20 protein-coding genes are annotated in these 23,873 nt (G+C 33.1%); 9 read left to right on the top strand and 11 right to left on the bottom strand.

The features are described from left to right. Genes queE through queC form a run of 3 tightly spaced genes read right to left on the bottom strand, consistent with a single transcriptional unit; the run spans nt 1 to nt 1,844 of the window. Entirely contained in the window at nt 1–717 is a 717-nt protein-coding gene (gene queE / locus MY490_RS21675; RefSeq protein WP_248267486.1) for a 7-carboxy-7-deazaguanine synthase QueE, read from the bottom strand. Continuing rightward, on the bottom strand, nt 710–1,186 hold the full coding sequence (gene queD / locus MY490_RS21670; protein WP_248267485.1) for a 6-carboxytetrahydropterin synthase QueD: 477 nt from the start codon (nt 1,184–1,186) through the stop codon (nt 710–712). The genes queE and queD overlap by 8 nt, the downstream gene beginning before the upstream one ends. Next, nucleotides 1,179–1,844, bottom strand: a complete 666-nt coding sequence (queC, locus tag MY490_RS21665) for a 7-cyano-7-deazaguanine synthase QueC (RefSeq protein ID WP_248267484.1) — start codon at nt 1,842–1,844, stop codon at nt 1,179–1,181. Before queC ends, queD begins: the two co-directional genes overlap by 8 nt. A gap of 617 nt (nt 1,845–2,461) precedes the next feature. Here queC and MY490_RS22225 point away from each other — a divergent pair. From MY490_RS22225 to MY490_RS21650, 3 genes are all read left to right on the top strand, one after another. After that, on the top strand, nt 2,462–2,773 hold the full coding sequence (locus MY490_RS22225) for a glycosyltransferase family 2 protein (protein WP_282439827.1): 312 nt from the start codon (nt 2,462–2,464) through the stop codon (nt 2,771–2,773). A gap of 754 nt (nt 2,774–3,527) precedes the next feature. Further along, nucleotides 3,528–4,730, top strand: coding sequence for a ParM/StbA family protein (locus MY490_RS21655; protein WP_248267483.1), 1,203 nt, complete (start codon nt 3,528–3,530; stop codon nt 4,728–4,730). Nucleotides 4,731–4,739: 9 nt separating this feature from the next. Continuing rightward, entirely contained in the window at nt 4,740–5,342 is a 603-nt protein-coding gene (locus tag MY490_RS21650) for a hypothetical protein (protein ID WP_248267482.1), read from the top strand. Between the two features lie 49 nt (nt 5,343–5,391). Here MY490_RS21650 and MY490_RS21645 read toward each other — a convergent pair whose 3' ends face one another. The 3 genes from MY490_RS21645 to MY490_RS21635 form a co-directional block, all read right to left on the bottom strand. Next, nucleotides 5,392–5,805: a CBS domain-containing protein gene (locus MY490_RS21645; RefSeq protein ID WP_248267481.1), complete on the bottom strand. Its 414-nt coding sequence runs from the start codon at nt 5,803–5,805 to the stop codon at nt 5,392–5,394. 205 nt (nt 5,806–6,010) lie between these two features. Beyond that, nucleotides 6,011–6,919, bottom strand: coding sequence for an EamA family transporter (locus MY490_RS21640; protein WP_248267480.1), 909 nt, complete (start codon nt 6,917–6,919; stop codon nt 6,011–6,013). 454 nt (nt 6,920–7,373) lie between these two features. After that, entirely contained in the window at nt 7,374–8,192 is an 819-nt protein-coding gene (locus MY490_RS21635) for a purine-nucleoside phosphorylase (protein ID WP_248267479.1), read from the bottom strand. A gap of 243 nt (nt 8,193–8,435) precedes the next feature. On the opposite strand from MY490_RS21635, the gene MY490_RS21630 reads away from it, so the two are divergent. The 4 genes from MY490_RS21630 to treR all read left to right on the top strand — a co-directional run bounded on the left by MY490_RS21630 (nt 8,436) and on the right by treR (nt 13,950). Continuing rightward, a complete protein-coding gene (locus tag MY490_RS21630; protein ID WP_248267478.1) occupies nt 8,436–9,650 on the top strand; it encodes an ROK family transcriptional regulator in 1,215 nt (404 codons plus the stop codon). A 386-nt stretch (nt 9,651–10,036) separates the two neighbouring features. Beyond that, nucleotides 10,037–11,455 (top strand): PTS system trehalose-specific EIIBC component, encoded by a 1,419-nt coding sequence (treP, locus tag MY490_RS21625; protein WP_248267477.1) that lies wholly within the window; start codon nt 10,037–10,039, stop codon nt 11,453–11,455. Nucleotides 11,456–11,524: 69 nt separating this feature from the next. After that, a complete protein-coding gene (gene treC, locus MY490_RS21620) occupies nt 11,525–13,201 on the top strand; it encodes an alpha,alpha-phosphotrehalase (RefSeq protein ID WP_248267476.1) in 1,677 nt (558 codons plus the stop codon). Between the two features lie 23 nt (nt 13,202–13,224). Further along, a complete protein-coding gene (gene treR, locus MY490_RS21615; RefSeq protein ID WP_348983777.1) occupies nt 13,225–13,950 on the top strand; it encodes a trehalose operon repressor in 726 nt (241 codons plus the stop codon). A 273-nt stretch (nt 13,951–14,223) separates the two neighbouring features. Here the strand turns inward: treR and MY490_RS21610 are convergent, their stop codons facing one another. Next, a complete protein-coding gene (locus MY490_RS21610; RefSeq protein WP_248267475.1) occupies nt 14,224–15,108 on the bottom strand; it encodes an acyltransferase in 885 nt (294 codons plus the stop codon). A gap of 398 nt (nt 15,109–15,506) precedes the next feature. Between MY490_RS21610 and MY490_RS21605 the strand changes: the two genes are divergently transcribed. Next, nucleotides 15,507–16,703, top strand: coding sequence for a class I SAM-dependent rRNA methyltransferase (locus MY490_RS21605; RefSeq protein ID WP_248267474.1), 1,197 nt, complete (start codon nt 15,507–15,509; stop codon nt 16,701–16,703). A gap of 35 nt (nt 16,704–16,738) precedes the next feature. Here MY490_RS21605 and pepT read toward each other — a convergent pair whose 3' ends face one another. The 3 genes from pepT to MY490_RS22220 all read right to left on the bottom strand — a co-directional run bounded on the left by pepT (nt 16,739) and on the right by MY490_RS22220 (nt 20,451). Beyond that, complete coding sequence (gene pepT, locus MY490_RS21600; protein WP_248267473.1) at nt 16,739–17,980, bottom strand: peptidase T; 1,242 nt, start codon at nt 17,978–17,980, stop codon at nt 16,739–16,741. A gap of 117 nt (nt 17,981–18,097) precedes the next feature. After that, entirely contained in the window at nt 18,098–18,628 is a 531-nt protein-coding gene (locus MY490_RS21595) for a lysoplasmalogenase (RefSeq protein ID WP_248267472.1), read from the bottom strand. 239 nt (nt 18,629–18,867) lie between these two features. After that, nucleotides 18,868–20,451: an Ig-like domain-containing protein gene (locus tag MY490_RS22220; RefSeq protein WP_282439826.1), complete on the bottom strand. Its 1,584-nt coding sequence runs from the start codon at nt 20,449–20,451 to the stop codon at nt 18,868–18,870. 617 nt (nt 20,452–21,068) lie between these two features. Between MY490_RS22220 and MY490_RS21580 the strand changes: the two genes are divergently transcribed. After that, a complete protein-coding gene (locus MY490_RS21580; RefSeq protein WP_248267471.1) occupies nt 21,069–23,249 on the top strand; it encodes a DNA topoisomerase III in 2,181 nt (726 codons plus the stop codon). Nucleotides 23,250–23,285: 36 nt separating this feature from the next. On the opposite strand, the gene MY490_RS21575 is transcribed toward MY490_RS21580, so the two are convergent. Beyond that, nucleotides 23,286–23,783 carry a precorrin-2 dehydrogenase/sirohydrochlorin ferrochelatase family protein gene (locus MY490_RS21575; protein WP_248267470.1) on the bottom strand — a complete coding sequence of 166 codons (498 nt, stop codon included), beginning with the start codon at nt 23,781–23,783 and terminating at the stop codon, nt 23,286–23,288. Nucleotides 23,784–23,873: the final 90 nt, after the last annotated feature.

Here is a 23,873-nt window from a genome sequence, read left to right as displayed (position 1 = left end):
TTAAACTCCTCTCTTATTTCCCCAAACAAATGCATGTAATTGAGGTAAAACTTTTACATTTTTAAATACTTTTGATTTCATTGCTTCATCTATAAGCCATTCGTAACGATTTAACATGTATTGTAATAAAGTGCTATCATCCGCATTTAGCCAACTATTTCCGACTTGTAAAAAGAACGGAACATGTGGGAATTTTTGATGAACAGCTTCCGCATAAGCTAAATCTTTTTCATCAAAAATAACAACTTTTAAGCAAAACTTTGGATGATTTTCTAAATTTTGAATGATGCTTCCTAGCATATCAAAATCAGTATTCATGCCACTGCTAGGCGGTTTAGGCGATAAAGTAACTTCATCAATCGAAGGTAACCATGGTTGCCACTTACTACCTTGAGTTTCAAGAGCTAATGTCATATTCTTTTCCTTTAAAAGCTCAACTACAGGGCCTAAAGATGGAAGTAGTGCAGGGTTTCCACCAGAAATCGTAATATGAGAGAATGTATCGCCGCCTAAGTTGGTTAAATTCTCCCAAACTTCTTCTGCGGTCATCCATTTTATATTTTCTTTTTCACTACCATCCCATGTGAATGAGGAATCGCACCAACTACAAGAATAATCGCAACCCGCAGTACGAATAAACATCGTTTTTTGACCGATTGCCATACCTTCACCTTGTACAGTAGGTCCAAATATTTCAAGTACAGGAATTTTACTCATTGATCATCCACTCCCTACGAGCTTCTGCATAGCAAGTAGGTGTTTCAAATAATCGAACAAACTCTACTCGAATATCTTGCACAGGATTTGTATGATCTTTTAGTGCATTTTCCATTTGCTCATAAATCCAAACAACCATATTTTCAGCTGTTGTATTCATTAGAGGTAGCATCTCATTTAAATAACGATGATCTAAATAGATTTCAATTTTTTCTTTCCAAATCTGCTTTATATCACCAAAATCGATTACTAAGCCAATCTCATCAACAAAACCACTGATTCCAAAAATAACTTTATAAGTGTGACCATGTAAATTCTTACATTTACCCTCATAGCAGTGTAAGTGATGTGCAGCATCAAAGGTAAATTCTTTATTAACGAGAACTCGTTTATGGTGATATTTTAAGTCTTCTTTTTTTATATGCTCATCAATTTTATGAAGTCTTTCTACGATGCGAAAATCAAACATGCTTTGTGGCTCCCTTCGTTTGTAGGTAACGATCTAAACCAGCCTGACGAAGCTCACATGCTGGACATTCTCCGCAACCATCAGAAATAATGCCGTTATAGCAAGTTAAAGTTTTATTTTTTACGTATTCAAATGCGCCTAATTCATCAGCTAATTTCCATGTGTCAGCTTTATCAATCCACATAAGAGGAGTATGAATAACAAATGGATAATCCATTGATAGATTAAGAGTTACATTTAATGATTTAACAAAGATATCTCGGCAGTCAGGGTATCCGCTAAAATCAGTCTCACAAACACCAGTAATAATGTGTTTTGCTCCTTTTTGTTTAGCGAGCACTGCTGCAAAAGATAGGAATAATAAGTTACGTCCATCGACGAATGTAGAAGGAAGTTCGCCTTCTTCGTGAGTTATATCAATATCTGATCTTGTTAAAGCATTTGGTGCAAGCTGATTTAACAAGGACATATCAAGGATATGGTGAGGAATATTTAATTCCTTACAAATATCTGCAGCTACATCTAATTCTAGTTTATGGCGCTGATTGTAATTAAACGTAACAGCCTCAACTTCGCCAAATTGTTGCATAGCCCAGAATAAACAAGTAGTACTGTCTTGGCCACCGCTAAATACAACGATTGCTTTTTCATTTTTCATATTTCTTCTCTCCTTTACATGATTAAAAAGAAGAGGGCATCCCGAATAACAAAAATAAAAACAATACGACAAATATTGTTTTTCGCCTTATTTTTTTGTAGAGGGGAGTTTGCGACCTCTACCATAAGCAATAAAGCTTATGGATTTTTTTATTAAATTTTCTACCTATTAAATTGTACTAGAGAAGTACAATCATAATTCCCATTATAATCGTTTCATGTTAAAAGAACAAAAACTTTTGTAAGAAAGTAAAAAATTACATATATAGGTTAGAAAAACACTATTAATTTATTTGTATTTGCTGATACTAGCTTTTATATGGAAGTTACATTTTTGAATTTAGTAAATTAGGTGATTAAAATTAAACAAATTTATAAGTCTTTTGTCGGAATTTGTATTTTGGTATCCATTGGTTATGTCTTTATTTTGGGTGGCAGGATCCAGTCTATTTTTCCGATACCGAGAAAAAGGAAAAGAAGTAAATTTTCTACATAGTGGGGAAAGACTCGGTGCCGTAACAGGAAATCCAAGAATTCGAAATCGTGATATGCTACTGAGTAGATTACAGATAGTGGAATATTCTTCTATCTATTGGGGCTATAAAAAGAACCAAAAGAATGCTTGGTAAAATTATGACTGTATCAGGCGAAGTAAGTTGCATTTCGAAAAAAGCACTTGTAGATGTAGGATTATGGAACTGCGACATGATTACAGAAGATATCGCAGTATCGTGGAAGCTACAAGAAAGATTTTGGGATATTCGCTATGAACCTCGTGCACTTTGCTGGATGTTAGTACAAGAAACATTAAAAGGAATTTGGAATCAAAGAATTTGTTGGGCACAGGTTGGACAAGAGGTAATTATGCGGTTTTGGCGTTTAATATTGGACTTTCGGGCGATATATAAATATAGTAAAATCCTATTTTAAAATGACAAATCATGACATACGTTTTTTTATTTTATTTACAATCCTTTTGTGGATCGTTTTTTATTTTGGACTTTTAGATTGAAAATTTTATAATCTAAAAGGATTTGGACCATTACGGAGAAGGTCATACCCAAAATTTACAACAAAGGAGGACCTATTAAATTTAAAGCTTATGTCTGAAGAGGATTACAATAAGCTACAGGATTCATATATAATAATCATTGAAAATAATCCTATTCAAGAGTTAGTTAGTCATAATAAAAAATAAGTAATCCACATGTGGATATTTTAATAAGGTGGACTTATACACATATTGACAGGTAGAAGCCATCTACCTGTTTTTTTATTTTTATAGGAAACCGTTCAAAGGTGCGTTGTACACATATTTGTACACAAGAATACATTTTGTAAACAATTGTATACGATAAAGTATACTTGTACACAAAAACGTAAACTTATAATCCACAGGTAGGAGTCAGTTGTTCTGAATTTAATTCTAGAATAAAAAAGGGGATGTATACACTTTTGTATACAAGTACACGCTTTTGTAAACATTTGTATACATTTTTGTACACATGTATACAGAAAAGTATACAAATTTTTATGTGTTTACAATTTTGTATACAAGATGACAATTCAGTTACATTTTTATAATAGTTCAGCATGGGACATTGACCGGATGGCTAAAGTTAGATAATCTAATATCAGAATTATCTATTAATATGTAAACCTATTAGCGAAAGGGATGATTAAAGTGGTAAATGCTCGTATAGCTGCTATTGATGTAGGAAACGATTCACTCAAAGGGATTTTTGGGAAGATGGAATCAGAGATTAATATTCCTAATATTATTGCAAGGGATACAGAAGATCGTCCAATCATTGGGATAGAAGAATTAGACAACCAAGATCCAGTTGATGGAATACATATTCGCGTTCACTCGCCAACCTTAAAAGAGAATAATACTGTTTATCGTGTAGGAAATTTAGCAACTAAAAGCGGTAATGCAACAGAACTAGATCCTGGGAGTAATAAGTCTGAAGAGGATCAAACACTTATTATGTTATTTGCAGCTTTAGCGTTAGATGCAGCTAGAGAAGATAATAAACAGATTGTAAAGAACTCTAATAATGTAATTGAGGCAACATACGTATTAGGAACTGGTCTTCCGCTTAGAGAAGTAAAGGAAGGAAAGGACGTTGGTTATCGTTCTAGATTACTAGGCTCAGTTCACCAAGTAGAGTTTTTAGTAACACCAAGACATCAAGGATTAAAAGTTAATATTAAGTTTGAAGAAGTTAAAGTCTATCCCGAAGGATTTGCAGCTTTTATTAACTTAGTTATGGACAATCATTTAAACATAATTAATAAAGACCTGATAGATAAAAAAATCCTTATTCAAGACATCGGAGGGTTATCAACTGATATTGCAGTCATTAGAAATCGAAAAGTAGATGACGATAAGGCTCAAGGTTTTAATCTTGGCGTTGCGGAGTCCCTTGAGGCAATTCGTGAAGAGATTCGTTCAAGACATGGAGTTGAACTTGATAGCCGAAGAGACGTTGTAGAGATCATTACTAAGAAAAGTGATCGAAATCATATAATGGTTAAGGGTAGTCGGACAAGCGTTCATGATATTGTAGACCGAATTCTATTAGAATTAGCAAAAAAACAATATCGTCATTTAAGAAATATTTGGCAGAAGAACTCACAAACTGAAATATGTTATTTCATTGGTGGAGGATCGCTAATCTTAAAAGAGTATCTTAAAACACTTAATAATAACCTAGATGGTTATAATATTGATTTCTTTGAGGATGAGAAGGAAAGTATCTGGATGATGGCGAATGCTTATTATAAGCTAATCGCTGATTATGAAATAAAAAGAGTAAGAGAATCTAGAAGAGAAACACAACACACTGAAAAAGAAGAACAAAAAATGTCTAAAGCAAAATAAGGTGATTCCATGCAGGAAAAAGAATTGACGAGGGGACAACCTATTACATTTCGTATCCCTTCTGATACGCCTGATCAAATAATGAAACATTTGCAGCAGCTTAAACAAAGCGAAAGACGAAATTTTTCAAGTAAGATTGCTGAGTACGTAATAAGCGGAGTTAATGACTCATTATCAAAGCAAAGGCAAACAATAACAATTCCACTACCGAAAAGTCTAGATAAAGCTCAAAGAGATTGGTTAAAACATGAGCATTCTGAGGCACTATTAGGTAGTATTGTGTACCAACTATTATCTAACCCAATTCGTACTGCTTCTCTTATTACATCGCTAAATAGTAATAGTCTAGCAATTGAAGAAGCTCTATATCTTCAAGAAGAAATGAATGAGCTAGAGCCAGAATTGGAACCCGTTCAATCAAATATTCGTACTAGTGAACTGGTTGTAACGAAATTAGATAATGTTGAAAGAAAAGCTGACCGTGATGATGATTTAGATAACTTTGATTGGGAAGCTGCAAGCAAAAGCGAAATCTCTGCAGCAAAAGAAGAAATTGAAGAGGAAGATATGGATAGTCTACTCGGAGATTTTCTAGCACAAATGAATAAATAAAAAATAAAAATGGGACCGAATACCATATAAAGCGGTCCCATTTTTCTAGTTATTGAATATCGTTCTGAGAGATTTGAGACAATGCTTCGCCAGCACTTTCATCTGACTGCTCTTGTACTGCTAAGTCACCAAGTGAAAGTATTCCAACGAGGTTACCATTTTCTACAACTGGTAATCTTCTTATTTGATGCTGTGCCATTAAATTTGATGCTTCTTGAAGACTTGCGTTACAATCAATCGTCACAATATTATTAGACATTACTTGGGAAGCATTTGCATTACCCCCTTGACTAATACCACGTAAAGCTAAATCTCGATCTGTAATCATTCCAACTACTTGTCCATTGTCAACAACTGGAATTGCTCCAACATTTAAGGTTTCCATTTTACTTGCCACTGATTGTAAAGAATCCTGGTTTGAACAACATTCAACATTACTCGACATTACGTCTTTTACTCTCATAAAAACACCTCCAAAAAAATAACAAAGATATTACATTGAATATCTTTGTTTTTAAACAAAGTCCAAAAAAATGATTTTCAGACTGATTGCTAGTGCTTTGCTTGCAATCAAATATATTATTTGGAATATCTATTTAATTATTCGGAGTATTAGCAGATTTATATTGCCTAATGTATGTTAACAAGTTTAATGTAAGAAAATATTTTTATGCTGATTGAAGTGACTTTCTTTTAAGGAATTCAGGTAAAACGATACCGATTAAGATTAAAAAGATACCAAAATATTGTGGAGTCCCAACCGTTTCCTTTAATACAATCGCTGACATTAACGTAGCTGTCGGTAACTCTGCTGCTCCTAAAATAGAGGCAAGACCTGAACCTGTTAAAGGAACGCCTTTTGAAAACATTAAAGTAGAGAAAAATGGACCTAGAAAGCCAAGGATCAGTCCGTACTTTAATGAAATTTCTGCAAATAAGTGCCAATTTGTGAAAAATGTAGGTGGGAGGAAGAGAGTACAAATTATAAAACCACCTGTAATCATTAAAGCCGTTTTTGTTATTGGGTTTGCTTTTAAAGCGATTCTACCGCTAAGTAATATAAAAGTACTGTAAGAAAACGCGGACAACGCCCCAAATAAAACTCCAAACCAATTCAATGAACCGATACCATCTGTTAAAACATTTGTCGCAAAAATCGTGCCGATAACGAGAGGAATCAATGAGAGCAATTTACTTTTTTCAGGAAGTTTTCGATTGACGACTGATTCTAATAAAACGCCAATCCAAGTGAATTGGAACAACAGCACAATTGCTAATGATGCAGTAATATATTGCAAAGCCAAATAATAAAACATCCCTGTTAATCCAGTAGTAGACCCTAATATAACGAGTAATAAAACATCCTTCTTTGTAGGCTTTAAATATTGTTTATTATTTGATTTAGTGGATTTACTTCTATTCATAAGTACGATGGACCATAACAAGATAGCTCCAACAAACATTTGAATACCGACTACATCATTTACAATAAAACCATCATCATAAGCCAATTTTACAAAGGTAGACAAAACGCCATAACAAACTGAACCGATTATTATATAAAGTATACCTTTCAAAATAACACCCCGTTTTAATAAAAAGAAGTAAAGAGGGATAACCTCTTTACTTCAGACTGTTGACAAACGCTCGCTTTCTTCGTTGCTTCGCCCGTCTGCGGTGCTTATTACCGTCCAGGGTAACTCCGCTCCTCACCAAGCTTCGCGCCTCGAAAGACAAGCGCTTGCAATCAGTCTGAAACTCAAGTTTTTAGAACTTTGTCTATACAATGAAGTAAAGAGAGAAAACCTCTTTACTTATATCTAATTTCATATTTTGTTACTGTCTAGTTGTGCGAGATATTTCTCCGGTAATACTCCACCTAGAGCCACTCAACACGCCTTGCGCATTGTCTAGCTCCAGGCGTTAGCCCCTCGAGGTCATAAGCCAAAGCTCAATAAAGGTAAAAACCAACCTTTATCGTTCTTCGTCTTATGCTTATCGGGGCTGATCAAACGCCTTGCGCATTTCGTATTACATTTCTTCTAAAATGCCCTTAACTAAGTTAACGAATTTCGTTCTCACCATGCTTGCTACTTCAATTACTTCTTCGTGGTTTAATGGTTGGTCTAGGATGCCACAAGCCATGTTTGTTAGGCAAGAGATACCTAAAACTTTCATACTTCCGTGAACAGCTACGATAGCTTCAGGAACAGTTGACATCCCAACAGAATCAGCACCAAGTGTACGGATCATACGGATTTCAGCAGGTGTTTCGTATGAAGGGCCACTCCACCAAGCATATACACCTTGTTGTAATTTAAGATCTTGTTTCGCAGCAACATTTAATGCAAGGCTACGTAATTCTTTGTTATATACTTCAGAAACATCAGGGAAGCGAGTTCCAAGTTCTGGGTTATTTGGTCCAATTAAAGGATTTGTTCCAACTAAATTAATATGATCAGTAATTAACATTAAATCGCCTGGATTAAAGCTAGTGTTAACAGCGCCACAAGCATTTGTTACGATTAATTTTTCTACTCCAAGAGCTTTCATTACACGTACAGGGAACGTTACTTCATCTAAAGTAAAGCCTTCATAATAATGGAAACGACCTTTCATTGCTACAACAGCTTGGCCTTTTAATTCACCGATTACTAATTCATTTGCGTGTCCAACTGCTTCAGACTTTGCAAAGTGAGGAATTTCACTGTAAGGGATCACAACAGAGTTTTCGATTTCATCTGCAAGAGTACCTAAGCCAGAACCTAATATTAATCCAACCGTTGGACGGTAGTTTGTTTTACCTAATAAAAAATTTCTTGTTTCTAAAATATGTTCAGTTTTATGCATTTATTTTTCCTCCTAAAATGAGCGATAGGGATTGTTATAAGAATTCTAATAAATAATAATGCTTTCAACATAAGTCTAATGGATAATTCCTTACTTGTAAACAAACTAAAAATCATTTTGGTAAAAAGTTTATTCGTTTTCACTGAAGATGTTGTAAATATAGTGTATAAATAGCTATACTTAATTCATAAAATATAAAAAGTTAAATGAATGTAAAATAAGATTAGAGTTTCGGAGGAGTCAATGATCAGGCAATTTATAGGCTATCAGTCGCCTAAAATCAAAAGTTTAAAGCTTTTATATAGCTTAATACGAAAATTAGGGCCAATTAAAGTTAGTACATTAACTGAAATGACAGGGTATAAGCATACTACTTGTGTTCGGTTATTAGATGAATTAGTACAGGAAGGACTTATATATGACAGTGGTTTAGGGGTTTCTAGTGGTGGAAGGAGACCAGCAATGTATATGATTAACCCAACTGCATTTTACTTAATCGGTGTCGAAATCACGAATTTATTTACAACAGTACTACTGCTTGATTTAAATCTAACAATAGTCGAATCAAAAAAATTAAAAATGAGCAACGTGAGTACTGGGGAGTATACGTTAAATTTTGTAACAAAAAGTGTAAGTGAATTATTAGATCAAAATCAGATTAATAGAGGACAATTATTAGGTATTGGTATTGGAGTGTTGGACCCAATTGATCAAGAAAAGGGTGTAATGATAAAATCGGAATCATTTTTAGCAGATGGATGGGACGATTTAAATATTGTTAAGCACCTAGAAGAAGCCAATAAGTGCCCAGTATTACTAAATAACGGCACAAATTTAGCCGCCTTAGCGGAGTACAGACTAAATTTCAGTAAAGAAAACGAAAATATTGTTTTTGTTTCAAGTGATATGGGAATACGTTGTGGAATTATTCAACAAGGTAAATTAATAAGTAATAAGAACGAAATGGACGATGCTTTTGGTCATATGATCGTTGATATTCATGGAAAACTTTGTTCGTGTGGTTCATATGGTTGTTTACAGGCGTACAGTAGTTTACCTGCGATTCGAGAAGAGGTGATCAAACGCGTTAAGCGCGGCGAGATTACTTCCTTGATGGGGGAAATAAACGATGTCGAACATATTAGCTATCATCAAATTCTTGAAGCTTTAGAGAAGGAAGACCCACTTTGTTTAGAGGTTATAAAAGAATCAGCTAATTACTTTGGAATTGGACTAACTAATCTTATTTATATCGTTCGCCCTGATCTTGTAATTTGTGGAGGTACATTAGTTCCAAAGCCATTATTCTTTGATGTAGCATGCGAAACAGCACAAGGAAGATTGAAAAATTATCCAAACTGTCCTGTACAAATCATTAAATCATCAACAGCGTATAACATCGTTGCACAAGGAGCTGGCTGTATCGTATTTGATCACTTTACAGAGGAAACTATGTAATAATAGCTAAAAAACCGTTAATGCTCTACCTAAGGAACAGCTAGAGCATTAACGGTTTTTTTCAATTTTTATCTGTTTAAATAAATAAAATTTTAATAAATACGGTATGGGTTAGCAATCTCATACCGTTTTCATCTTGGTAAAACTTTATGGCAACCATTAATTTACTGAATAATTCCTCAAAATGATTTATGAATAAATAGCATAAACCCTTTCTGATTTCTTATTGTAACTTTCTAGTAATTGACTAGCAATTTCCATGGAAATTAATAAGAATTGAGAACGTTTACAAAAAACGCTTGCAATCCTGTACGTACAAGAATATACTAATCTTGTACGTACAGGATAAAATTAAATAAAAAAAGATTGCTCGAGGAGGGGAAATCATGAGCCGATATAGTGATGAAGCAAAACAATTACTTCAGTACATTGGTGGTAAAGAAAACATTGCTACAGTAACTCATTGTGCAACACGAATGCGTTTTGTACTGAAAGACGTTAAAAAAGCTGATGAAAAAATGATTCAAGAAATAAAAATAGTTAAAGGTACTTTTACGCAAGCCGGGCAATTTCAAGTAATTATCGGTAATGAAGTATCTGTTTTTTATAATGAATTTGTAAAATTAGCTGGGGTTGAGGAAACTTCAAAGGATGAAGCAAAAATAGCTGCAAGGCAAAATATGACATGGATTCAAAGATTACTTGCTCACTTAGCGGAAATCTTTTCACCATTAATTCCAGCCATTGTTGTAGGTGGTCTAATCTTAGGATTCCGTAACATAATTGGGGATATTAAACTATTAGATCATGGTACTAAAACACTTGTCGAAACCTCTCAATTTTGGGCAGGTACACATTCTTTTTTATGGTTGATTGGTGAAGCCATTTTTCATTTCTTACCAGTTGGTATTACCTGGTCAATTACAAAAAAAATGGGTACGACTCAAATTCTAGGGATTGTTTTAGGTATTACACTTGTTTCACCACAACTACTAAATGCATACGCAGTAGCAGGCGGGGCTGTACCACCAGTTTGGGACTTTGGTTTTGCTAAAATCGATATGATTGGTTATCAAGCGCAAGTTATTCCAGCTATTTTAGCCGGGTTCACTTTAGCGATTTTAGAAACAAATATTCGAAAAATCGTTCCAAGTGCAATTTCAATGATTGTGGTACCGTTCTTTGCACTAGTACCAACAGTGTTAATTGCACATGTAGTATTAGGTCCGATTGGTTGGAAAATCGGGTCAGCTATCTCACATTTAGTTTATTCAGGATTAACGTCTTCATTTGGATGGCTATTTGCCTTAGTTTTTGGATTCTTCTATGCGCCACTAGTTATAACTGGATTGCACCATATGACTAACGCAATCGATCTTCAACTAATGAGTCAGCTACACGGAACGAACCTGTGGCCGATGATTGCTTTATCAAATATCGCACAAGGTTCAGCTGTTTTAGCAATCATTTATTTAAATAGAAAGAATGAAGAAGAAAAGCAAGTATCAATTCCTGCTGCTATCTCTTGTTTCTTAGGGGTAACAGAACCAGCAATGTTTGGTATTAACTTAAAGTATGCTTATCCATTCTTAGCTGCCATGATTGGCTCTGGTATAGCTGCTATTGTTTCAGTTGGATCAGGTGTAATGGCGAATTCAATTGGTGTTGGAGGTCTACCAGCAATTTTATCTATTCAGCCTAAACATATAGGAATGTTTTCAATCGCTATGCTAGTTGCAGTCGTTGTCCCATTTATTTTAACGATTATCTTTAACAAGAAAAAACTGCTAGTGAAAAACTCATAATTATTTAAGAGGAAGGAAATTTATTTTCCTTCCTTTCGAATTTATTTATAAATCAAGGAGATTATCAAAATGAAGGATTTTAAGAACAGTGTCGTATACCAAATTTATCCTAAGTCTTTTTATGATTCGAATGGAGATGGTTTAGGAGACTTAAGAGGAGTTACAAAAAAGCTTGATTATTTAAAAGAATTAGGTGTTGACTACATTTGGCTTACTCCATTTTATGTATCTCCTCAAAATGACAATGGTTATGATGTCGCAGACTATCGAAATATTGATCCAGCATACGGAACAATGGAAGATTTTGATGAGTTGGTGAAGGCTGCTAAACGTTGTGATATAGAAATAATGCTGGATATGGTATTTAATCATACTTCTTCAGAACATGAGTGGTTTAAGAAAGCCATAGATGGAGATGAAAAATATAAAAATTATTATATTTTTAGAGAAGAAAAAGATGGAAAAGAGCCAACGAATTGGATTTCCAAATTTGGTGGTTCAACTTGGGAAAAAGTTGAGAATTCAAATGAATATTATCTGCATCTTTTTGATAAAACCCAACCAGATTTAAACTGGGAAAATGATGAGGTACAAAACGAAATATTCGATATCGTTAATTTCTGGATTAATAAAGGAGTAAAAGGATTTCGTTTGGATGTAATTAATCTGATATCAAAGCCAGAAGTTATGGTTGATGACGAAACAGGTGATGGCAGAAAATATTATACAGACGGACCTCGAATTCATGAGTATTTAAAGAAATTAAATAATGAGACGTTTGGTAAGAAGGAAGAAATCATTACTGTTGGTGAAATGTCTTCAACTTCAATCGACCATTGTATTCGATACTCAAATCCGTCAGAGAATGAGTTATCCATGGTTTTTAGCTTTCATCATTTAAAAATTGACTATAAAGATGGGCAAAAATGGTCATTAATGGATTTTGATTTTATGTCACTTAAGTCAATATTGGATCAGTGGCAAAAAGGTATGCAGTCAGGAAATGGATGGAACGCCTTATTTTGGTGTAATCATGACCAACCGCGTATTGTATCACGAATTGGAAACGATCAAAAGTATCATAAAGAATCAGCCAAAATGCTTGCTACTTCAATGCATTTATTAAGGGGAACTCCATATATTTACCAAGGTGAAGAAATTGGAATGCCTAATCCTAAATTCGACGCGATTGAAGACTATCGAGATGTAGAAAGCTTAAATTATTATAAAATATTAAAAGAAAATGGGGTTCCAGAAAGAGAAATATTAGCCATTTTAAAGAGCAAATCAAGGGATAATTCTCGTACGCCTATGCAATGGAATGATTCAGTACATGCTGGATTCACAACTGGAACACCTTGGATTTCAACAGGAAAAGATTACGAACAAATAAATGTCGAAAAGTCTCTAGCTGATGAAGATTCAGTGTTTCATCATTATAAAAAACTAATTAATTTAAGAAAAGAATTCGACATAATTTCGACAGGTACGTATGATTCTTTATTACTAAATCATAAACAAATCTTTGCATACACTAGAAAGCTGGGTAATCAAATGTTGTTAGTCGTTAATAATTTTTATGGAGAAGATACACTTTTTAAAATACCAGAAGATATTGCTATCGGGGAGTATAACAAGCAGATTTTAATTTCAAATTATAAAGATTCTAGTCAGGATTTAACCGAAATGACGTTGCGCCCATATGAGTCTATTTGTTACCTTCTTGAGAAAAGTGTGAGAATATAATAAACTTTTTCTAGGTGATGAAAATGAACGCAAAGTATATTTCAATCTATCATAAGTTAATTGAACAGATTGAAAAAGGGGCTTTTACTGTTGGTAGTAAAATACCTTCTGAAAAGTCATTAATGGAGCAGTTTGATGTTTCTAGAGATACAATTAGAAAATCATTACAAATGCTTGAGCAAAACGGTTATATAAATAAAGTCAAAGGGAAAGGTTCGTTTATTTTAGACACTGCAAAATTAAATTTTCCGGTTACAGGATTAATTAGTTTTAAAGAATTATCAAACCAAATTGGTAGAGAAGCAGAAACGATTGTAGAAATTCTTGAAAAGAAGTGGCCTAGTAAGTTTATAAGAGAACAACTAGAAATAGATGAGCAAACAGCGATTTGGAAAGTAGTTAGAGCTCGAAAAATTGACGGAAAAAAAATAATTTTAGACAAAGAGTATTACAATAGTTCATATGTAGAAAAACTTTCAAGGTCTATCTGCGAAGGGTCAATTTTTGACTATATTGAAAATACGCTACACTTAACTATTGGCTTTGCGAAAAAAGAAATTGTAGTACAAGCTTGCACAGAAGATGACCAAAAATATTTGGATTTAGATGGCTATGATATGGTAGTCGTTGTAAATACTTTTGTCTATTTAGATGATGGTTCCTTACTACAATACGGTCAATCTAGACATCGCCCAGATAAGTTCAAATTTGTCGATTTTGCTAGAAGAATTCAACAGGTTAATGAATGAGTTTAATGTCTTATTCAATTTAGACTGCACCCCTTAACATTAATGTAGAAAAAACCCTGTGTTTTTGATACAACGAATTTAAGGGGTGTTTTTTTAGGGCAGAAAATTGTTCCATATAATAGTGTAATAAGAAATATGGATTAACGGGTTAATAGGTCAACCAAAAAAAGAGCTATTTCCAAAAGAAAATAACTCCGTTTTTTACATTTCTATTTTGAGGTTGATGACAATTGTGATCTTTACTTTTCTCTTATTAACCTAAAGCATGCGACTTTACTTCTTTGTCATTAAATACTCGTATACATTTTTTTTAATTCTTTCTATAAAACTCTGCTTAGCAATAGGTTTTCCAATGAAAAAGCGGTTTTTGTTTCGATTCATTTGCAAATTCTCAATAATAAAATCAAGTTTTTGTGAAACTAACTTAAATTCTGTTAATGATTTTTCAATTGAAGGAAACGGGAGAGCCTCATTCTGATTATATGAATAAATATAATCGTCACTCTCAAAAACATCATGACTTCGTGTTTCTGATTCTGTAAACGCATGTACGCTGTCACTAGTATAAAAAATCGATTCGCCAATTTTACTTGCTGGATTGCCCGCATATGAAGAATTAGATTCAATTATTTTCCCACTAACTAAAGACATCCCGCCGACAATACTGCCGGAACCAATTTGAGTTCCTTTTAAAATAAATGCATGTTGACCAATCCAAACATGATCACCAATATAAATGCTTTTACTTGGGTTAACTCTTTTCTTCGTGAAAGAATCATAAATTAGATGTGGGTCTGCTGTTCTAAACCAACAATCAAATGAAAATAAACAAGCTTCTCCTACGATAACATTTTTTTGTTCTGAAATAATTATATTTAATTTGTTGTTAAAATAATTATCTCTTCCAAAAAATAATACAGAATTATTGTAAACAATTGCATTGAGTATATAATTAAACCTGTTTTTACAAAGAAAAATAATTGTGTCATTTCCATTAAACTCAATATTACTATTTACTAAATGAACATTTTCATTATCACAATATAGAAGATTTCCTTTTCCTCTAAATATTATTTTTGAATTTGTTAATTTAAGGTTCCCTATTATCTTATTCTCTTTTAAGTCCCCTATTTGCATTGTTTCATTAATAATTTCCATAATGTTATCCTTTCACTTTGAACAAGAATTTGTTCTGACCTAGATAATATGGCGCTTACTTTAGTATTGCCACTTTTATAACTACATCAAAGGTATTTATGATATTAATATTAAAATAACTAGCAGAGAAAATCACTAATCCTTTAAGTGAAAGAGATTAGTTTATGCATCAAATTTAAAGATCACTATCAATCTTGCTTAAATAAGAGAGGGAAAGTAATTTGTTTGTCATGTTATAATAAAAGACTTGAAAGCGTATTTTGCGCGTAATGGCTTCAGTGCTTATTTCATAGAAAAAGATTATATATTACCAAAATCTGCAGTTTTGTCTAACAGGTCACACTATAATAATTGATTCTGGAAATAATGAGTAAAAAAGAGAATGAATGGATGGGCTTATGGATAAAGAAATGAATCTGAAAATTAAACAAAAGTTTGTAAAAGATTATAAAAACGGGTACCCACTAATTTCAAAAGAGTCGATCGTAAATAGTAAAGATTTCATTAATGAAGGAACTATCATTAATCTAATAGATGAACGTAATGGTTTTATTGGAAAGGGTTACTATGGAAAGCAAAATAAAGGTTTAGGTTGGATTCTTAGCCTGAAGGAGCATGAAAAGATTGGTCCTAAGTTCTTTGAAGATAAAATTAAACAAGCAATCGAAGAACGCCAACATTTTTATGATAGTTCTGATACGACAGCATTTAGAGTATTTAATGGAGAAGGCGATGGGATCGGTGGATTAACAATTGATTTTTTTGATGGATTTTATTTGATTAGTTGGTATAGCGAGGGAATCTATCAATTCAAAGATTGGGTTATTCAAGCAATAAAGAATATTGTCGAATTCAAAGGGATTTATCAGAAAAAGCGCTTTGATACAAAAGGTCAGTATATTGAAGAAGATGACTTTGTGATGGGGGAAAGAGGTCAATTTCCTATTATCGTAAAGGAAAATGGGGTTAATTTCGCTATTTATTTAAATGATGGCGCAATGGTAGGCGTATTTTTGGATCAACGTGAAGTAAGAAAACTAATTCGAGATAAATATGCTTACGATAAAACAGTTTTAAATACTTTCTCTTATACAGGGGCATTCTCAGTCTTTGCAGCAGTTGGAGGGGCAAGTAAGACTACTAGTGTTGACTTAGCAAATCGGAGCCTAGATAAAACAAAGGAACAATTTTACATTAATGGAATTGACCCTGCATCCGAGAGCATAGTCGTTGAGGATGTATTTCATTACTTTAAATATGCAGTAAAAAAGAACCTTTCATTTGATATGGTTATTTTAGATCCACCAAGCTTTGCAAGATCTAAAAAACATACTTTTAGTGCCGAAAAGGACTATAAGAACCTATTGAAAGAAGCGATTACGATTACTGAAAATGATGGTGTAATTGTTGCTTCAACGAACTGCAGTACGTTTGGAATGAATAAATTTAAAGGGTTTATTGACACAGCGTTTAAAGAATTAGGCGGACAATATAAATTAATGGAAGAATTCAGCCTACCTAATGATTTTAAAACAACTAAACTGTTTAAAGAAGGAAACTATCTAAAGGTCGTATTTATTCGTAAAATTAAGTAAAAAAATGGACTGACAGCTCTGTCAGTCCTACTTTTTTACTTTGAAGTTGCTTTTTTTTCATATAATTTGATCACTTCAATCATAACATTCGTTGCTTTAACCATATTGTCGATTGAAATATACTCAAATTTGCCGTGATAGTTTTCTCCACCTGTAAAAATATTTGGAGTTGGTAGTCCCATATATGAAAGCTGTGAACCATCTGTACCACCACGAATTGGTTCTACAATTGGTGTAATTTCTAGGTTTGTCATTGCCTCGTGAGCAATATCAACAACCTCTTTAACAGGTAAGATTTTCTCACCCATATTATAGTACTGGTCTTTTAACTCTAAAATAATGCTGTTTTCACCATGTTTTTCTTTTAATTGATTTACAATATTCGACAATGTCTCTTTTCGATTAGCAAATTTTGTTTTATCATGATCTCTAATAATGTAGTGCATCTTTGTTAACTCTACATCACCTTCAATTGATACTAGATGATAAAAGCCTTCGTAACCTTCTGTTGATTCTGGCGCTTCTTCTACAGGTAATAAATTATTTATTTCCATGGCAATTTTCATAGAATTTATCATTTTACCTTTGGCAGTACCTGGATGCACATTTTTACCTTTTACTGTAATCATTGCACCTGCAGCATTAAAACTCTCGTATTGAAGCTCTCCTAGTGGACCACCGTCCATTGTGTAAGCATATTTAGCATCAAATGCTTTAACATCAAATTTATGTGGGCCTCTACCGATTTCTTCATCTGGTGTAAATGCGACTCTTATTTTGCCGTGTTTGATTTCAGGATGCTGAACTAAATACTCCATCGCAGTCATAATTTCGGCAATCCCAGCCTTATTATCTGCACCAAGTAATGTTGTTCCATCAGTTGTCATTAATGTATGACCTATATATTTAGTTAGCTCTGGTGAATGACTTGGAGATAATACAACATTTAAACTTTCATTTAGTACGATGTCATTTCCATCATAGTTTTCAACTAGTTGAGGATTAACGTTTTTTCCTGTAAAGTCAGTCGCGGTGTCTAAATGTGCTAAAAATCCAATTGTAGGAATATATTTGTCGGAATTTGCCGGAAGTGTAGCCATTACATAACCATTTTCATCCATTGTTACATCAACTAAACCGATTTTGTTTAACTCTTCCACTAACATGCGGCCCAAAGTTAATTGGCCTGGTGTAGACGGGCATGTTTCACTACTTGCATTTGATTGTGTATCAACTTTTGCATAACTAATTAAACGATTTATTAACTCATTTTTCATATAAAAATCTCCTTTTTTACATTTCATAATCTGTATGTAATGCGCTTTCATTTTTTATTTTTTAGTAAAAGAGGCTACATTTATATTGTAGTTCTTTCTTTAATTGAAAGTAAAATATTACGCAACTCTCTTTCTATTTAAAATGCTTTTAGCGATTAAAAACTGTGCTGTGTAGTAGGTAATCATGATTAATTCGTGACCATATTTAACACTTTTTACAAATAGGTCCCACGATAAGATAGAATCTGAAATGATAAATAATAGGCTCCCTAAAATAGCCCATTTGTTTCCAGTCATTATTGCTGTAAATACCATCATTGAAATAGCTACTGAATAGGCTATTACCGGAATAACTAAATTTTCCTGACCATTTTCGTTTAAAGAGCTTACTAAATTAGAGCATAGAAAAAATGCATAAATTGCAATTGGAATGATCGATAGTACACGATAAATTGAAAATCTCCATTTCGTTATAAAACCAGCAGCGTAAAATAAGTGCCCAATTAAAAAAGCACTTAAACCAACAACAAACCATATTAATGTTCCGTCACCAATCATACAAAAAAAGAGACCTAAAATTATGAGAGTACGGTATTTAGTTGATTGATAAGGAATTTGTGAAAAGGCCAAACTAATAATCAACACCATTGGAATTACCTTAAATAGTATTTTTATGCTTACAGGCTCTGAAGGAATAAAAAAGATATAGAGAATACCGAAAAACAAAATGAGTATGGGTAAATACCTTTTCAAAATAAAAATACCCCTTTCTAACTATTTCCTTTTTACTAAATATTATCAGTGAAAAGTAAAAAGAATGCTATTAGAAAAACGAAAGAGAGTAATCTCTTAAACTATTAAAAAAGCAAACCTGAAAGGTTTGCTTTTTACGCGATCGCTATTCCATATGAGTGAGCAATCTGCCCATTAGTACTAGAAGATTTTGCAATAATAACTGTCGTTCCAACATTTATTTGATCGAATAACCATTCAATCTCACTGTTATGCATTCGAATACAGCCGTGACTGACTGATTTACCAATTGAGCTCTCATTAGCATTTCCGTGTATTCCATATGAGTTTCCCGGGGAACTACCCATACTTAAGCCCATCCATCTTTTACCTAGTGGATTATTTGGAGCTCCGCCAGGAATATTTTCCTTATACCAAGGTCTATTTTTAATTTTGTTTAAGATTTTAAACTTTCCAGTAGGTGTAGGAGAGGAGGCTTTTCCTGTGGCTACACTAAATGTTTTTACTAGTTTTCCTTTGTTATAATATGAAAGTTTATTTGTTTTTGTATTAACAATAATTAGCTGCCCATTCGAAAGAGGTTGGGAGCTCTTTGCCTCAGTAAATGAAGGCTTACTTTGATTTCCAGCAGCGTCAATTGACTGCACTTTTATAGGAGTAAATACTTTTAATTTACTGACCTTAAAAGAATAACTACCATTCTTTGTTGCAGCCGTTTTAGCTGAATATTTACCGTTTAGATATAGTTTAACAGAAGCATTTGGTTCTGTTTTTCCACTAATGACAGTGGCATTTTCTTTAACTGTTTGGATTGTAGGCGCTTGAGGTGCAGTACGATCTAATACACGAACTAAAATAGGTTTACTTTGATTTTTACTTTTATCAACTGCAACAACTTGAAGAACTGTGTTTGCCTTTTGCTTTGCTATTTTAATAGTAAACTTACCAGCAGAGTTAACTTTGCCTTTTGCTAATACTTTCTTGTTTAAGTAAATGAGAACATCAGCATTCGGTTCCGATTTACCTGATATGCTTAGTGATTGATCTGATATTGAAGGTATGGAAGTGATAGAAGGTGCGATTACATCTGAAACATATGATGTAGCAGTTTTACTTTTTAATCCAATTGAAACACCAACTGCATTTATTTTCGTAAATTCTTTTAGAGGTTTAGTATTGAATTGAAAATTGCCTTTTGCATCCGTTTGTACAGTGCTTACAAGCTTATTGTTGAAGAGGATTTGAACACTACTATTTTCTAAAAATGCTCCTGTCACGGAAGTAGATTTATTAGTAATTGGATTGATTTTCGGAGTTGGCAAATCTTTAATCATAAATTTAATAGCCTGGTCTGAAACAGCTAGAGTTTGATCATCTAGTGTAATTGAACTTAGTTGATAAGTGCCTTTTATAAAAGAAGCTGTAACCCCAATTTTTCCAGCATAGTATAGATCAGAAGATGATGGGTTTTTTAGCAAAACTTCCGTCAAATTAGTCCCGTTTTTAAATGTGAGAGTTACATTGTTGAAATGTTCTTTAGTCGTTAATCCAACTTCAATAGATTGTCCAAATGTGGCTTCAGTAGTGTTTAAATTTAGATTATCTATATAATTTGATAACTCATCATCACTAAAACTTTGTGAAAAAGAAGTCGCGTTGGCTGTGGGTAATAGGAATAAAAATACCCCTAAAATTACGGATACAATCTTATTAATCATTGTCTCTCTCCTTATATATGGAATTAATTACTAAATTTGCCATATAGAGAGTGAATTCCTTTGTTTTCTTAGTAAAATAAAACGTCAATTTTCAGCAAAAAAGAAGATTTACCATATTTTCTAAGAGATACAATAGATCCTACAATTATAGATATAATTGATAAAATTAAGAGTGCAATTCCAACTGCACTTAATCCCACCCCATCTTTCTACCGCAAAACCAATAACAATTAAAGCGATGCTTACGATTGAAAAAATCAATGGTAAAATATATTGAAATACTGATTGTCTTCTATATTAGGAATAATCAAATAAAAGTAAGAAAACAGCTTGGAATAAGTGTGATGAACAATAAGGAATACATGGTTTTATTTACTCCTTTCCGATGTGAATCATAAAAAATTATAGAAAATTGATCATCAATTGTTTCTATTATTTAAGTTAAAAGCTGTGATTTAGGTGCAAAATGTGGACAAATTATGTGAAAATAAATTTTAGCATTCATTTGAGTGAAGAAAAGAAGTGTCGAATCGAAATTATTTAGATTTTGAATTTAGATAAGTAGAAGTGTTAAAGTTAGTTAATAAGAAAATTGTAAACAAACTAAGGAGTATGATATGAGCAAAACAGTAGTATTAGCTGAAAAGCCTTCAGTTGCTAGAGATATAGCTAAAGTGCTTGGGTGCAATCAAAAAGGTAACGGTTTTTTAGAAGGTAAAAAGTATATTGTGACATGGGCTTTAGGGCATCTTGTGACTTTGGCTGATCCAGAGGGATATGATAATAAATATAAGTCATGGAATTTAGAAGATTTACCAATGATTCCAGATAAATTAAAGCTTGTTGTTATTAAAAAGACAGGCAAGCAATTTCAAGCTGTCAAAACTCAATTATTAAGAAAAGATGTTTCAGATATCGTTATTGCAACAGATGCAGGGCGAGAAGGTGAGCTTGTTGCAAGATGGATACTTCAATTAGCAAAGGTTAATAAACCAATTAAAAGACTGTGGATTTCTTCTGCAACAGATCAGGCAGTAAAAAAAGGCTTTGAAAATTTACGTAGTGGTAAGGAATATGAAAATCTATATCTTTCTGCTGTAGCAAGAGCTGAGGCAGATTGGATCGTGGGTATTAATGCAACAAGAGCCCTTACTTGTAAGCATAATGCTCAACTTTCATGCGGTAGGGTTCAAACTCCGACACTTTCAATGATTTTAGAGCGTGAAAAGGAAATTAAAGAATTTAAGCAACAAACTTATTATGGGTTACAAGTATTAGCAAATAATGTAACCTTTACGTGGCAAAATCGTAAGTCGAATGACCAGAAAATTAAAACGACTGATGAATTACAAAAAATAATTGGAACGATAAAAGGAAAACAGCTAAAGATTAAAGAAGTTTCGACAGCTGAAAAAAAATCTTTTGCTCCGCAGCTTTATGATTTAACTGAGCTCCAAAGAGAAGCGAATAAACGATTTAACTTTTCACCTAAAGAAACTTTATCCATCATGCAAAAGCTATATGAGCACCATAAAGTCGTTACGTATCCACGAACTGATTCTAGATACTTATCATCAGATTTAGTTGATACATTAAAGGAACGTTTATTAGCATGTAACATAAAACCTTATGGAAAAATCATTATGAAGTTAACGAATCAACCGATTAAAGTAAATAAGTCATTTGTAGATGACAATAAGGTTTCAGATCACCATGCCATTATACCAACAGAGCAAGCACCTATATTAAGTGAACTTTCTTCAAAAGAATTTAAAATATATGATCTAATCGTTAGAAGATTTTTAGCAGTCTTACTACCTCCATATGTATATGAACAAGAAAAAGTTATCGCAGAAATTGATAATGAGATCTTTGTTGCAAAAGGTAAAAGGGTTATTTCACTGGGATGGAAAGAGGTCTTTAAGGATGAAGACGATCTTGATAGTACAGAGGATCAACGATTACCAATTATTAATGAGAATGAGCGTATTGAAGTAGCTAAAATTATTGAAACTAAAGGGCATACGAAACCACCAGCATACTTTAATGAAGCCACACTTTTAAGTGCAATGGAAAATCCAGTCCATTTTATGTCTGGTAATAGTAATGATTTAAAAAAGACAATAGGCGAAACAGGCGGATTGGGGACAGTTGCAACTAGAGCAGATATTATTGAAAAGCTTTTCAGTAGCTTTTTAATAGAAAAAAAGGGAAAAGATATTTTCATCACTAATAAAGGCAAGCAATTATTAAACCTTGTTCCAGAAGCCTTGAAATCACCAGCCCTAACAGCCGAGTGGGAGCAGAAGCTTCAAGCCATCTCCAAAGGTAAATTAGCTAAATCAAAATTTATGAGTGAAATGATTCGTTTTTCTTCAGATGCTGTGAAAGAAATAAAACAAACTGAACAAAAATTTAAGCATGATAACATGACTAGCACTAAATGTCCCGACTGTGGAAAGCTAATGTTAGAAGTAAACGGTAAACGTGGAAAAATGTTAGTTTGCCAGGATAGGGAATGTGGTCATCGTAAAACAATTTCTCAATCTACTAACGCGAGATGTCCTAATTGCTTCAAACGTTTAGAACTAAGAGGCGAAGGAGAAGGTCAAATTTTTGTATGTGCATGTGGGCATAGAGAAAAACTTTCTACTTTTAAAGATCGACGTTCGCAAGAAAAAAATAGTAAAGTTTCTAAACATGATGTTCAAAAATATTTAAAACAACAGAACAAACAAGATGACGAACCATTTAATAACCCATTTGCAGAAGCCTTAGCAAAGCTGAAAAAACAATAAGGCAGAGACTCTGCACTTTTAACCAGTCATATGAGTTTACTCTATGACTGGTTTTTTTCGTTCAATAGCATATTCATCCACGACTTCACTATAATGTTCGTCAAAATAAGTGTCCAGTTCCTTTTTTATCTTTTTAGATAGGACTGGACTTTTACCTGACGTTGAGACTGATACAATAAGGTCGCCTCTACGAACTACTGCCGGTGTATGGAAATCACTATTATTTTGATCACTTACATCATTAAACCATTGGAAATCTGAAGTACAATCTTTGACGAATTTATTAATATTTTTATCGTCTGTAGCTGCAATAACAATATGAGCTCCAGTTAGATCAGCTTTTTCAAAATACTTATTTATCCATTTTATTGTAGGTAACTGTTTAAATTCATCACATAGTTGAGGGCTAATAATCGTAATCGAAGCACCGCTTTTTATAAATGCTTTTGCTTTTCGATAAGCGATTTTTCCACCACCGATGATCGTTATTTTTTTGTTTTGAAGTGAGAAAACTAATGGAACCATTTCAGTCATCTAATCGCTCCTATCTATTAATTGTATGGACAAATATTTATGCATCATCATTTTATCATATGTAATGCCAATTTTTAGAACTAGCTAATT

Origin of the sequence: Gottfriedia acidiceleris, from assembly GCF_023115465.1 — a bacterium.
Lineage (GTDB): Bacteria > Bacillota > Bacilli > Bacillales > Bacillaceae_G > Gottfriedia > Gottfriedia acidiceleris_B.
The sequence above is the reverse complement of the archived record's forward strand: the minus strand, read 5'-3'. Positions and strand labels throughout refer to the sequence as shown.